Below are 14,025 nucleotides of genomic sequence, written 5' to 3' on the forward strand. Positions count from 1 at the left end.
AGTATTTTCTTTTAGAGAACAAAGCTGTCTTATACTATTCAGGAAATCCCTTCAGTCCGCTGGGTTCTTTGTGAATTTGGCTGCTGTTATTCAATTGAAATTAATGATTTCCAAGTTGAAATAGCTGAAAGATTGGATGTGACTGTTAATGGTTGTAAGTATGACCGGCTTTGGCAGGGCGATAAAAGAGTCGGAACAGCATGTGGTTACGATCGAGATGAAATCAGTAAATCACCGGTTTTGCGAATTGAATATCCGCACTCCAAAGCAGCTGGGTAAACTTGAAGATAAATTAAAGAAGAGAATGTCAAAATACATAAAGCGCGGGAAAGTCGATGTTTTCATTACCTTAACTGGAGAAGGACTTGTCCACCGCAGTTTGAAAGTCGATTGGCAGCTTGCCGAAGACTACTTCAAGACATTACATACTTTAAAGGAAAAGTTTTCTCTATCAAATGATGTTGCCCTGCAGGATCTGTTGCAGGAAACTGAAATTATTTCTATAGAAGAAACAGAGAAAGAAAATGAGCAGCTTGAACAATTGGTTGAGCAGGCTTGTATCATAGCGCTCGAAGACCTGAGAGCCATGAGGATGGCCGAGGGGGATAAGCTGAAGGAAGACTTGCTTTCCCATATCAGCCTATTCAAGGCCACCCTGTCATCCATTACCGAACATGTTCCCGCCGTCCTCAATCAATACCGGGCAAGGCTTGAAAGAAAAGTGAAGGAATTGACCGGTAATTCTGTTGATGAAACAAGAATATTAACTGAAATTGCGATATTCGCTGATAAGAGTGATATATCAGAAGAATTGACCAGGCTTGAAAGTCACCTGACGCAATTCACAGCAGCTGTCAGTCAAGATGGGCCGGTAGGGCGCAAGCTTGATTTCATCATTCAAGAGATGAACCGGGAAGTCAACACCATCGGTTCAAAGGGAAATGACGCTGTTATTGGCGGATATGTTGTTGAAATGAAAACCTCCTTGGAAAAAATGAGGGAACAAGTACAGAATATTGAATGAATTGATTATTTCTTGTTTGATAAGGTCAAAATAGACTATTGATTGGAGGAGCATTATGTCTATAAAGCTCATTAATATAGGATTTGGTAATATTGTATCAGCGAATCGCATCATTTCGATTGTCAGCCCTGAATCGGCGCCGATCAAGAGGCTGATACAGGACGCAAGGGATCGCGGGACTCTTGTGGATGCAACTTACGGAAGACGGACAAGAGCGGTAATCATTACAGACAGCGATCATGTGATCCTGTCAGCCGTACAGCCTGAAACGGTTGCAGCCCGTTTAACAGATAAAGATGAGATAGCTGAAGAAGGGCAGGGTAAATAATGAAAGAAAAAGGGTTGCTTATTGTGCTTTCCGGACCATCGGGTGTAGGGAAAGGTACAGTACGTAAAGAAATATTTTCCCAGGAGGATACTCGGTTTGAGTATTCGATTTCTATGACAACCCGTCTTCCTAGAGAAGGAGAAGTGGATGGAGTAGATTATTTTTTCAAGAGCCGCGAAGAATTTGAAAGTCTCATTGAACAAGGGAAGCTTTTGGAGTATGCCGAGTTTGTAGGGAACTACTATGGTACTCCTGAAGACTATGTCCGGGAGACGATCAATAATGGCAGAGACGTCTTTCTTGAGATAGAAGTCCAAGGAGCCAAGCAAATCAGGGAGAAATTCCCTGAAGGCCTATTCATTTTCCTTGCTCCCCCAAGCTTGTCGGAATTACAAAATAGAATTACGACAAGGGGAACAGAGACAGAAGAGCTGATCCTGAACCGTATGACGACAGCACGAAAAGAAATTGAATTGATGGATTTATATGATTATGTAGTGGAAAATGATAAAGTAGAGCATGCTACTGAAAAAATCAAGTCAATCGTACAGGCTGAACATTGCCGGATAGAGCGTGTGAAACAGCGTTACCAAAAAATGTTGGAGGTAGATTAAATGTTAAACCCGTCTATAGATTCTTTAATGAAAAAAATTGATTCAAAATATTCACTAGTCAGCATTGCTGCAAAACGTGCAAGAAGCTTACAGGAAGTGGAGAACTTCAAGCTTGATAAATATGTCTCTGAAAAGTATGTAGGAAAAGCACTGGAAGAGATTGAGGCAGGCAAACTTTCCATGAAGGAAAGAGATTCAGAAGCTGTTTATTCCGACGAATAGGGCGGGCATTTAAAAACTGAAGCGGTTTTTTTGAGGGACTGATACCTAAAGATTATATCTTTAGGGTCAGCCCTTATTTTCTTTTTATAGGGTAATCATTCATACTATAATAAGAATGCAGTTGAAGCTGGACTTTGAAACTGAATGGAATGGCTATGTTACTATAAATAAAAGAATGTCGAAATGAGGGGATTGTATGGTAAAGGGGAAAAACATATTGCTTTGTGTCACAGGCGGGATTGCAGTTTACAAAGCTGCTGCACTCACGAGTAAACTGGTACAGGCCGGTGCTTACGTGAAAGTAATCATGAGTGCATCCGCGAGACAGTTTGTCACTCCGCTAACATTCCAGGCATTATCCCGGCACGAGGTTTTCACCGATACATTTGATGAAAATAATCCTGAAGTTATTGCTCATATAGACCTTGCTGACTGGGCAGACCTGGTGCTGGTGGCACCGGCAACAGCGAATATTATTGGGAAATTGGCCAACGGCATAAGTGATGACATGGTGTCAACCACTTTGCTTGCGACCACCGCCCCGGTCTGGATTGCGCCTGCGATGAATGTCCATATGTATGGACATCCGGCTGTACAAAAAAATATAGCCGAATTATACTCTTTTGGTTATCGCTTTATTGAACCGAGTGAGGGATATCTTGCCTGCGGCTACATTGGAAAGGGAAGACTTGAAGAACCTGAAAGGATCATCGGGCATATCGATGACTATTTTAAGGGGACAAGGCTTCCTTTAAAAGGGAAAAAGATCTTGATCACTGCCGGTCCAACCCGGGAAAAAATTGATCCCGTCCGTTTCTTCAGTAACCGTTCTACAGGAAAGATGGGATTTTCCCTTGCTGGTGAAGCTGCAAAAATGGGAGCCGACGTAACATTAGTAACCGGACCTGTCTCCCTGCAAGTTCCTCAGGGAGTGAATCTTATCAGAGTTGAAAGCGCAGAAGAAATGTTCGATGAGGTATTAGGCCGTTACGATTCAACTGATATAGTGATCAAAAGTGCTGCTGTAGCGGATTACAGACCCAAAGTTACATCAGACAAGAAGATGAAGAAACAGGATACAGACCTGGTCATCGAATTCGAGAGAACGAAAGATATCCTTAAAGCCTTAGGAGAAAGGAAAAACGGTCAGTTCCTTGTCGGATTTGCTGCAGAGACGAATGATATTGACAGGTATGCAGCCGAGAAGCTCCGTAAAAAAAATGCCGATATGATCATTGCCAACAATATCACTCTGGATGGAGCCGGGTTTGCCGGTGATACGAACATCGTTACGTTGTTCAGAAAAGATGATACTAAACGCGAATTGCCATTATTATCTAAAGCTGAGACAGCGAAAGAGATTTTGCAGGAAATCCAAAAAATGCTGGACGAAGGTTGATAGGAATGAAGATAGCTAGTGTAATTGTCGATGTCCCAACTATGCAGACTGACCGGGTTTTTGACTATTCAATTCCTGAACCTTGGCTGGGGAAGATCCTTCCAGGGATGAGGGTGATTGTCCCATTCGGGCCCAGGAAAGTACAAGGATTTGTCATTGGGATAAAAGACAAATCGGAGGCAAAGAAACTGAAAAATTTGGTGCAGCCGATGGACCTTACACCTGTTTTGAACCAAGATCTTCTGAATATGGCTGACTGGTTGACCGAACAGACTCTCTGTTTTAAAATATCGGCATTGCAGGTCATGCTTCCCGCTGCGATGAAGGCCAAATATGAGAAAAAAATTGTTTTGAATCCTGCCAAACGGGGTTTCCTGGTGGAAGGAGCAGCAGGTCTTTTTAACAATAAAGATGAAGTGTCATGGAAAGATGCAGAGGATGCCGGCCTGCTGCCGTTATTGCAGAAGGAGATTAAATCAGGTCATTTGGATGTTTTTTACAGCGTAAGATCAAAAGGGAAAAAGAAAACAATCCAAAAATTCTATCCCGCTGTTCCAAAAGAAAAATTGGAGGAGGAAATGAATTCTCTTCCTGCCAATGCTGAAAAGCAAAAAGCTGTTTTGCGTTATTTTATATCGTTAGAAAATGATGAAGGTGTCACAACAAAAAATGCAGCTGATGCAGCGGGCGCATCCTCCGCTACGATGAAGTCCCTTGCAGAAAAAGGGCTCCTCATAAAAAAGCAGGAGGAAATCTACCGAAACCCTTTCGCTCATAAAACCTTTCAGAAGACCAGTCCGCTTCCTCTTACCGAGGAACAAGAAAAGGCAATCACTCCTATACTCCATACAATTGAACATAAGAAACATGAAACCTTTTTGCTGTATGGAGTGACTGGAAGCGGGAAAACGGAAGTCTACCTTCAATCCATCCAGGAAGTTTATGAACAAGGGAAAGAGGCCATTGTCCTTGTACCTGAAATCTCATTGACACCGCAAATGGTCAACCGTTTCAAAGGCAGGTTTGGCAATGATGTAGCGGTTCTTCACAGCGGGCTTTCAGCTGGAGAAAAATATGACGAGTGGAGGAAAATCCAGCGGAAGGAAGTCAAGGTTGTGGTCGGTGCAAGATCGGCAATTTTTGCCCCATTTGAAAATCTGGGCATCATCATTATCGATGAAGAGCATGAAACCAGCTATAAACAAGAAGAGAACCCGAGGTATCATGCCAGGGACGTGGCCATCTACAGAGCAAGACAGTATAATTGCCCAGTCATCCTTGGCAGCGCCACTCCATCCATGGAGACGTTTGCCCGTGCACAAAAAGGAGTGTACCAGCAGTTGACCCTGTCTAAGCGAATGAATTCAGGTAAACTCCCGTCGGTGTCAATTGTGGATATGAGGGAAGAGCTGAGAGGCGGAAATCGCTCGATGTTTTCAGAAGAACTGTTTGAAAAGCTGCAGGACAGGCTTCAGAAAGGGGAGCAGACTGTCCTCTTCCTGAATAGACGCGGCCATTCTTCCTTCATTATGTGCCGGGATTGCGGGTATGTGGCACAGTGTCCCCAATGTGATATTTCTCTCACATACCACCGTTTTTCAGATAGCATGAAATGTCATTATTGCGGATTTGAAACGGGGGTACCGAAAACTTGTCCTGAATGCGAAAGTGAGCATATCCGCTATTTTGGAACCGGCACTCAAAAAGTGGAAGAAGAGCTGGCGAAGCTGCTTCCGGAAGCCCGTGTCATAAGGATGGATGTGGATACCACCAGCAGGAAGGGGGCACATGAGCGGCTTCTGGACAGCTTCGGTGAAGGCCATGCAGATATACTTCTGGGGACCCAAATGATAGCGAAGGGGCTGGACTTCCCGAATATCACGCTTGTAGGAGTTCTCAGTGCCGATACCATGCTTCATCTGCCTGATTTCCGCTCTGCTGAGAAAACCTTTCAGTTGTTGACCCAGGTCAGCGGAAGGGCGGGAAGGCATCAGCTTCCAGGGGAAGTCGTCATTCAGACGTATACACCTGAACACTATAGTATTGAACTAGCGGGAACACAGGATTATGATGCCTTCTACCACAAAGAAATGTTGATGAGGAAGATGGGGAGCTATCCTCCATTTTATTATTTATCGTTAATAACGATCAGCCACGAAGAGTTAATGAAAGTGGTCGGGGCAGCGGAGAAGATAACCAGGTTCCTTCAATCCAAACTGTCCCAACAGTCGATCGTGCTGGGACCGGCCGCATCGCCGATACCGAGGATCAACAATAGATATCGATACCAATGTTTGATAAAATACAAGCGGGAACCGGAGCTGCCTTCGATTTTGAAGACGATCCTCGAGCATTCCCAACAACAAAAGGCAACAGAAGGGTTAACAATTTCAATAGATGTCAATCCTTATATGATGATGTAAGAAAGAGGGATCAGAATTGGCGATTTTACCGATTGTCACCTATCCAAATGAAATTCTTGAGATAGAGTGCAGAAAAGTAACGATTTTTGATAAAAAATTTAGAAGTTTTCTTGATGACATGTATGATACGATGATCGCTGCAGATGGAGTTGGACTTGCTGCTCCCCAGGTGGGAAAAGATCTTTCTGTGGCCATAGTCGATATCGGCGATGACAGCGGGACAATCGAGCTGATCAACCCAGAAGTGCTTGAAGTCAGGGGAGAACAAACGGACCTTGAAGGCTGTCTCTCTTTCCCTAACCTTTTTGGAGAAGTTTCAAGGCCTGATTATGTAAAGGTGGCCTTCCAGGATCGAAAAGGCAGCAGTCTTCTTGTAGAGGCGGAAGGCTTCCTTGCTAGAGCGATATTACATGAGATTGACCACTTACATGGAGTATTATTCACTTCAAAAGTGATCAGATATATAGAAGAAGATGAACTTGAAAGGTATGAAAGCGAATGACCAAAATTATATTTATGGGTACGCCGCAATTTTCTGTTCCGGTACTTCAAAATTTAATTAAAAATGACTACGATGTAATCGGTGTGGTGACACAGCCAGACCGCCCTGTCGGAAGGAAGAAAATCATGACGCCTCCCCCGGTTAAAGTGGAAGCCGAAAAACAAGGGATTCCAGTCTTGCAGCCGGAGAAAATCCGTGAGAAGGAGGAACTTGAAAAAGTCCTTGCTCTTAAACCGGACTTGATTGTAACAGCGGCATTTGGACAGATCCTGCCAAAGGAATTATTGGAAGCCCCGCAGTTCGGCTGTATCAATGTCCATGCCTCACTTCTTCCTGAGCTTCGCGGAGGAGCCCCGATTCACTATTCCATCATTCAAGGGAAGAGTATGACTGGTGTAACCATCATGTATATGGTGGAAAAACTTGATGCTGGCGACATGATCAGCTCCATTGAAGTAGATATTGACGAGAAAGATCATGTCGGGACACTGCATGATAAGTTAAGTGAAGCTGGTGCAAAACTATTGATCGATGTACTTCCAGGACTTTTGAAAGGGGAAATCAGCCCTCAGAAGCAGGATGAAAGCCAGGCAACATTTGCATGGAACATTAAGCGTGAACAAGAAAAGATTGACTGGTCCAAGCCTGCCGATGAAATATACAACCATGTACGCGGCATGCATCCTTGGCCTGTAGCCTATACTTTGCTGGATGGAGCTGTAATGAAAGTTTGGTGGAGCGAGAAGGTGGAAGGTACAACAGGAAGTCCAGGGGAAATCACCGGAGTCGAAGAAGATGGGATTGTGGTGGCGACAGGCAGCAATACATCAATTAAAATCACTGAAATTCAGCCTTCCGGGAAAAAGAGAATGAGTGCTAAAGATTACCTTAGGGGTGCGGGCTCATTCATCGAAAAAGGCATGAAGCTTGGAGAAGACAATGAGTAAGGGGAAAAAGACGGTTCGGGAAGCAGCTCTTGATGTCCTGGAATCAGTAGAGAAGAATCAGTCATACAGCAACCTCTTATTGAACCATGCCATTGAAAAATACGGTATTAAAGGTCCGGACACGGGCTTATTGACAGAGTTGACATATGGGACCATTCAGCGAAGGATGACGCTTGATTACTATCTTGCGCCATTCATCAATAAAAAGGTTGAAAGCTGGGTCCGCCAGCTTCTCAGGCTGTCGCTATACCAAATGGTTTATCTTGATAAAATCCCTGACCGAGCCATCCTGTTTGAAGCTGTGGAGATTGCGAAACGAAGGGGACATAAAGGGATTGCCAGTATGGTTAACGGCATCCTCCGTTCTATTCAACGAAAAGGGGTGCCATCAACCGAATCAATCCCTGACCCGGTTGAACGCCTTGCAATTGAAACGAGTCACCCCGAGTGGCTGGTGAAACGTTGGACGGAACAGTTCGGCATCGAAAAAACAAGGGAAATGTGTGAGACAAATATAACGGCTCCCCTTCAGACTGCACGGGTCAACACACTAAAGGCCACCCAGGATGAACTTCTTCATTCTCTTACACAAGAAGGCCTTTCTGTTAAGAAAAGCAGCATTGTTCCTGATGCAGTTGTCTCTTTGAAAGGAAACCTTGCCAAAACCGAGGCTTTCAGAAAAGGATTATTGACAATTCAGAATGAGAGCTCCATGCTTGTCGGCTACAGCCTCGATGTCCAGGAGGGTTTTACTGTCCTTGATTCCTGTGCCGCTCCTGGAGGGAAAACGACACATATTGCTGAATTGATGGGTGGCAGAGGGACGGTGCTTGCCCTTGATCTGCACAAGCATAAAATCAAGTTGATTGATGACAATGCTGCACGATTAGGCCTGGAAAATATAGAGTCCAAGGCTCATGACAGCCGCACTGCAGGAGAACTTTTCGAAGAGGAAAGCTTTGATCGTATCCTTGTGGACGCTCCTTGCTCAGGGCTTGGCGTATTAAGGAGAAAACCGGATATTAAATACAGCAAGAGTGAAAGGGATTTGGAATCTCTCCAGGAAATCCAGCTTCAGATTCTAAATGCCGTGGCCCCTCTTTTGAAAAAAGACGGTCTTCTCGTCTACAGTACATGTACTGTAGATATGAATGAAAATCAAGGAACTGTGAAAGAATTTATGAATCAAAACGAAGGGTTCAAGCCTATGGAATTGACTCATCTCCCTGAAACCGTCCTACCGTTTGCAGAAGGAAATATGCTTCAGATTTTCCCTCAGGATTTTGGCGGTGATGGATTCTTTATCTCCTGTTTTAAAAAGGATGCCTGATTTTAGGGGTCAAGCAGGAAAACTGGGCATAAAGGTCGTAAATGTAACGTAGCCGAGGAAAAAATGTCGAAGCGGGTCAATTCATTGAACGAGTTGTCCCGCTTCTGAAGTGGCAATGAAGAAAAGAGGTGGCCGAAATGAAATCTGTACACTATACAGATAAGGGGAAAGTCAGACAGCATAACGAAGATAGTGTAGGTGTCTTCAGCAATACAGAAGGTGACTGCCTGGCGGTGGTTGCTGACGGTATGGGCGGTCATCGTGCTGGAGATGTCGCCAGTTCAATGACCATCAATAAATTTGAAGAGCTTTGGAAGTCCGAGGGGAAATTCACAACGGCAGCACAAGCTGAGAAGTGGCTGCGGGAGAAAATCAGCGAAATCAATTTGAATGTGTTTCAGCACTCTCAATCGAATTTGAAGTGCGAAGGCATGGGAACCACTGTAGTTGCAGCGATTTGTACTGAAAACTTCGCTACCATCGTCAATATCGGAGACAGCAGGGGATATATCCTTAATGAGAGCGGCTTCAGCCAGTTAACGGAAGACCACTCCCTTGTCAATGAACTCGTTAGAAGCGGTCAAATTTCCAAGGAAGATGCAGAAAACCACCCTCGGAAGAATGTGCTGCTGAGAGCGCTTGGGACAGAAGAAAAGGTGGAAATGGACACACGGACCATTATTTTTGAAGAAGACGATATGCTCCTGCTGTGTTCAGATGGGTTATCCAATAAGGTATCTGAGGATGAAATGAAAGACATCTTATCCACTGCGGAAGACCTTGATGAGGCAGGGAAACAATTTATCTTGCGGGCAAATGATAATGGCGGCGAAGATAATATTACATTGGCAATCGTAAAGTATTCACTTGAAAGCAGAAACGGGTGAGCTTTATGTTGAATGGAAAAAGAATCAGCGGCAGATATAAAATCCTGGAGATGATCGGCGGCGGAGGTATGGCCAATGTATACCTAGCACAAGATATGATCCTTGACCGCGAAGTAGCCATTAAAATGCTGCGTCTCGATTTTGCCAATGAAGAAGAGTTTATCAAAAGGTTTCAGCGGGAAGCACAGTCAGCCACAAGCCTTGCCCATCCCAATATTGTCAGCATTTATGATGTTGGTGAAGAAGATGATATTTACTACATTGTCATGGAATATGTAGACGGAATGACGCTGAAGCAATACATACAAAAGCATTCCCCCATTTCTATAGAGAAAACGATTGATATTATGCGCCAGCTGGCTTCAGCAATCACTCACGCCCATCAAAACCATATCGTCCACAGAGATATCAAACCACAAAATATTTTGATTGATCATGATGGAACGGTGAAAATTACGGATTTTGGTATAGCAATGGCCTTGAGTGCAACATCCATTACCCAGACAAATTCTGTTCTAGGCTCTGTTCATTATCTTTCTCCTGAACAGGCGAGAGGGGGGATGGCGACAAGGAAATCGGATATTTATTCTCTTGGGATCGTGATGTTCGAGCTGTTGTCTGGCCGGCTTCCGTTTTCAGGGGAATCTGCTGTTTCAATCGCCTTGAAGCATCTGCAGTCCGAAACGCCATCCCTTAGAAGGTGGAACCCTGACATTCCGCAAAGCGTTGAGAATATTGTTCTGAAAGCAACAGCTAAAGATCCTTTCCAGCGATACGATACGGTGGAGGAGATTGAGGAAGAACTAAGAACGTCTCTTGATCCCGAACGCCTTGATGAACCCAAATTCTCCATTGAAGAAGATATGGATGCGACCAAGGCAATACCGGTGATTACAGATGAACGGCCTTATAACAATATGGACCACACCATTGTTCATGAAAAAAATGGAGCAGAAGCATCCGGTACGGTTCCACATGATAAATCCAATGAAGTCAAGCCTGAAAAAAAGAAGAAGAAAAAGTGGCCGGCAATTGTTATCGGCGTTTTCTTTTTACTGGCGGTAATTGCGATACTGGCAGTAACGGTCCTTCCTGATATGCTTGGGCCAAAAGAAGTTGAGCTTCCCGATGTAACAGGGAAAACCCAGGAAGAAGCAGTTGAATTGCTGGCACTTGAAGGCTTCCTTATCGGAGATTACCTTGAACAGGCTAACGAAGAGGTTGCGGCTAACCATGTAATCAAGACGAATCCGCCTGCAGGCAAAACCGTCAAAGAAGGCAGTGAGGTCAATCTTTATGTCAGCTCAGGGAAGAAGCGGGTGAAAATTAAGGATTATACAGATGAGTCTTTTACAGAATCCGCAGAAGAGTTAAATGAGCTTGGTTTTAAAGAGGTACGTAAAGAAGAGACTGCCTCTGAAACTGAACCTGGAACTATTTTGGAACAGGACCCAGCTGTTGATTCTGAAGTAATCCCTGATGAAACCGTTATTACCTTTACAGTAAGTTCCGGGCCCGAAACCTTTGAATTAAAAGAGTTAACCGGATTAAACCAGCAAAGCTTGAACTTGTATGAGGAAATTAGCGGTCTGAATATCAAACTAACAGAACAATACTCTGCTGATATACCAAAAGGGGAGGTTATTTCCCAAGATCCAGAAGCTGGTAAAGCAATGGTGGAAGGCGATACAGTGAGTGTGGTTATATCAAAAGGGAAAGAACCCCAGCCTCCAAGGACAGTAAGCAAGGAAATCACCATTCCGTATGAACCGGATGAAGAAGGAAAGCCGCAGAGTGTTGAAATTTATATTGAGGATAAAGACCGTAACATAGATGAAGCCGAAGCATTGTTTGGCATCACAGAAAATTACAAAGAAACATTTGAATTGACCATTAACGAAGGAGAAACTGGACAGATTAAAGTTGTGGTGGATGGTCAAGTGTTTAAAGAAGAAAAAGTCCCATATCCCGAACAAGAGGAATAGAAACAGTTAAGGAGGTTAGTTATGCCAGAAGGCAAAATCATAAAAGCGCTTAGCGGTTTTTATTACGTCATGAGCAAAAATGAAATTACTCAATGCCGCGGAAGGGGAATATTCCGTAAAAATAAGGTGACTCCCCTTGTCGGTGATTATGTCAGCTTTCAATCTGAGAATGATCAAGAGGGTTATATTCTTGAAGTCTTTGAAAGGAAAAATGAACTAGTTAGACCACCGATTGCCAATGTAGATCAGGCAATCCTGGTCTTTTCAGCTGTCGAACCTGATTTCAGCACAGCGCTTTTGGACAGATTCCTGGTTCTTGTTGAGAGTAAAGGCATTGAACCTTTAATCTGTATTACCAAGGTGGACTTAGTCGATGAATCGGGGCGGGAAACCATCAACCAGTATGCGGAGAAGTACCGTGCATTTGGTTATGAGGTTGTTTTGACATCCTCAGAGACAGAAGAAGGCCTTTCTGCATTGAAGCCCTATCTGGCAGGGAAGATTTCAGTCTTTGCCGGTCAATCGGGTGTTGGGAAATCGTCTTTACTAAATGCGATGAATCCCGAACTTGAGCTAAAGACCAGTAATATCTCCACCCACCTCGGCAGGGGGAAACATACAACGAGGCATGTGGAACTGATTGAAGTCGATAATGATGGATTAGTAGCGGATACTCCTGGATTCAGTTCACTGGAGTTCAGTGAGCTGGAGCTGGAAGAGCTCTCCTCCTGTTTTCCTGAAATGGATGAAAGAGCGGACGAATGCAAGTTTCGGGGATGCTTTCATATCAATGAACCAAAGTGCGCGGTCAAGAAAGCAGTTGAAAACGGGGATATCCCAGAATTCAGATATGAACACTATCAGCAATTCTATGATGAAATCAAAGACAGAAAGCCGAGGTATTGACATGGTTAAAATTGCACCATCGATTCTAGCAGCAGATTTTGCAAATCTTGCCAATGAAATCAAGGACGTAGAGGCAGGAGGCGCAGATTATATCCATGTAGATGTCATGGATGGTCATTTTGTTCCGAATATTACGTTGGGGCCAATGATTGTGAAAGCAATCAGGCCGTTCACAAATCTGCCTTTAGATGTCCACCTAATGATTGAAAATCCTGACCACTATATCGAGGCATTTGCTGAAGCGGGGTCTGATTATATTACTGTTCATGCAGAGGCAACCCCGCACCTTCACCGGACGATTCAATTGATCAAATCAAAGGGAATCAAGGCAGGGGCAGTTTTGAATCCGGGTACTCCCGTAGAGATGATCAAACATGTCGTTGAAGACCTCGATATGGTCCTTTTAATGACAGTGAATCCGGGCTTCGGGGGACAAAGTTTCATAAACTCCGTCGTACCGAAAATCCGGGCAGTGAAGGAGCTTGGAGAGCAGTTCAATCCTTCGCTGGAAATTGAAGTGGATGGCGGAGTTACCACTGAAACAGCAAGGCTGTGTACGGAAGCAGGAGCGAATGTACTTGTAGCCGGCTCTGCTATATACAATAAAAAAGACCGCGGGCAGGCAATTGCTGCTATCCGTGAAGCTGCTGCAAATTAACATACATCAGCCGGTATGAAGGATATTTTTCTTTGTACCGGTTTTTTTGCGGTATGAAAGAGATTATGAGGTTGAGGAAAAGGATACATAAAAATAAACGATAATAGAGGTGTATATATGAACATCAACATACTTGGCGGAGGTCCTGAAGAATTTGTCCCGGCTCTTCATAGATACCAAGATGAAGGTAGCATATGGGTTGGAGTCGATCATGGTGTTTTCCGGCTTCTTCATCACGGAATCAAACCTGATATGGCATTTGGGGACTTTGATTCTGTCACTGAGGACGAATGGAAGCAGATTGAAGAAAACGTAAACCAGATCAATCGATATTTGCCTGAGAAAAACGAAACTGATATGGAGCTTGCCCTGAACTGGGCAATAAAAAAATCACCTGAGATCATTCGTGTATTCGGGGCAACCGGGGGGAGAATCGATCACTTTTTAGCCAATGTCCAAATGCTTGGAAAGAAAGAGAACCTGCACCCATTTATCACAATTGAAATCATCGACATACAAAATCAAGTTCAAATTGTTCCTCCAGGTGAATATACATTAAAAGAGAAGACTGACAGCAAGTACGTCTCCTTCTTGCCATTGACGACTGAAGTGGAAGGGCTGACACTAAAAGGATTCAAGTATCCGCTTCAAGACAAGCATATTTCCTTGGGCTCGACACTATGTATAAGTAATGAACTTATTCAGCCAACTGGTACTTTTTCATTCAGAAGCGGCATATTAATGATGATAAGAAGTCATGACTAGGCACTTTTACTTTTTTACCTTGAAGCAATGCGTAC

The 14,025-nt window shown here is 43.9% G+C and carries 14 protein-coding genes; all 14 read left to right on the plus strand.

The annotated features are described in order from the left end of the window. The first annotated feature begins 148 nt into the window (after positions 1–148). The gene (locus AC4E8A_RS07915) at positions 149–1,024 is read left to right on the plus strand and encodes a YicC/YloC family endoribonuclease (protein WP_490197833.1); all 876 of its coding nucleotides are present in this window, start codon (positions 149–151) and stop codon (positions 1,022–1,024) included. A 55-nt stretch (positions 1,025–1,079) separates the two neighbouring features. Next, on the plus strand, positions 1,080–1,352 hold the full coding sequence (gene remA / locus AC4E8A_RS07920; RefSeq protein ID WP_119545910.1) for an extracellular matrix/biofilm regulator RemA: 273 nt from the start codon (positions 1,080–1,082) through the stop codon (positions 1,350–1,352). Further along, the gene (gmk, locus tag AC4E8A_RS07925; protein ID WP_490197834.1) at positions 1,352–1,966 is read left to right on the plus strand and encodes a guanylate kinase; all 615 of its coding nucleotides are present in this window, start codon (positions 1,352–1,354) and stop codon (positions 1,964–1,966) included. The genes remA and gmk overlap by 1 nt, the downstream gene beginning before the upstream one ends. Continuing rightward, positions 1,967–2,188 (plus strand): DNA-directed RNA polymerase subunit omega, encoded by a 222-nt coding sequence (rpoZ, locus tag AC4E8A_RS07930; protein ID WP_490197836.1) that lies wholly within the window; start codon positions 1,967–1,969, stop codon positions 2,186–2,188. 196 nt (positions 2,189–2,384) lie between these two features. Next, positions 2,385–3,587, plus strand: coding sequence for a bifunctional phosphopantothenoylcysteine decarboxylase/phosphopantothenate--cysteine ligase CoaBC (coaBC, locus tag AC4E8A_RS07935; protein WP_490197838.1), 1,203 nt, complete (start codon positions 2,385–2,387; stop codon positions 3,585–3,587). A 5-nt stretch (positions 3,588–3,592) separates the two neighbouring features. Continuing rightward, positions 3,593–6,010 carry a primosomal protein N' gene (gene priA, locus AC4E8A_RS07940; protein WP_490197839.1) on the plus strand — a complete coding sequence of 806 codons (2,418 nt, stop codon included), beginning with the start codon at positions 3,593–3,595 and terminating at the stop codon, positions 6,008–6,010. 16 nt (positions 6,011–6,026) lie between these two features. After that, on the plus strand, positions 6,027–6,512 hold the full coding sequence (gene def / locus AC4E8A_RS07945) for a peptide deformylase (RefSeq protein WP_490197840.1): 486 nt from the start codon (positions 6,027–6,029) through the stop codon (positions 6,510–6,512). Next, positions 6,509–7,459 carry a methionyl-tRNA formyltransferase gene (fmt, locus tag AC4E8A_RS07950; protein WP_490197842.1) on the plus strand — a complete coding sequence of 317 codons (951 nt, stop codon included), beginning with the start codon at positions 6,509–6,511 and terminating at the stop codon, positions 7,457–7,459. The genes def and fmt overlap by 4 nt, the downstream gene beginning before the upstream one ends. After that, positions 7,452–8,789, plus strand: a complete 1,338-nt coding sequence (rsmB, locus tag AC4E8A_RS07955) for a 16S rRNA (cytosine(967)-C(5))-methyltransferase RsmB (protein WP_490197843.1) — start codon at positions 7,452–7,454, stop codon at positions 8,787–8,789. Before fmt ends, rsmB begins: the two co-directional genes overlap by 8 nt. Positions 8,790–8,926: 137 nt before the next feature. Next, positions 8,927–9,676 (plus strand): Stp1/IreP family PP2C-type Ser/Thr phosphatase, encoded by a 750-nt coding sequence (locus AC4E8A_RS07960; RefSeq protein WP_490197845.1) that lies wholly within the window; start codon positions 8,927–8,929, stop codon positions 9,674–9,676. A gap of 5 nt (positions 9,677–9,681) precedes the next feature. Next, a complete protein-coding gene (gene pknB, locus AC4E8A_RS07965) occupies positions 9,682–11,661 on the plus strand; it encodes a Stk1 family PASTA domain-containing Ser/Thr kinase (protein WP_490197847.1) in 1,980 nt (659 codons plus the stop codon). A gap of 21 nt (positions 11,662–11,682) precedes the next feature. After that, positions 11,683–12,567, plus strand: a complete 885-nt coding sequence (gene rsgA, locus AC4E8A_RS07970) for a ribosome small subunit-dependent GTPase A (protein WP_490197848.1) — start codon at positions 11,683–11,685, stop codon at positions 12,565–12,567. A gap of 1 nt (position 12,568) precedes the next feature. Further along, positions 12,569–13,225 (plus strand): ribulose-phosphate 3-epimerase, encoded by a 657-nt coding sequence (gene rpe / locus AC4E8A_RS07975; protein WP_490197849.1) that lies wholly within the window; start codon positions 12,569–12,571, stop codon positions 13,223–13,225. Positions 13,226–13,342: 117 nt separating this feature from the next. Next, the gene (locus AC4E8A_RS07980) at positions 13,343–13,990 is read left to right on the plus strand and encodes a thiamine diphosphokinase (protein WP_490197850.1); all 648 of its coding nucleotides are present in this window, start codon (positions 13,343–13,345) and stop codon (positions 13,988–13,990) included. The last annotated feature ends 35 nt before the right edge of the window (positions 13,991–14,025 follow it).

It is taken from the genome of Bacillus sp. SRL337 (assembly GCF_984799155.1).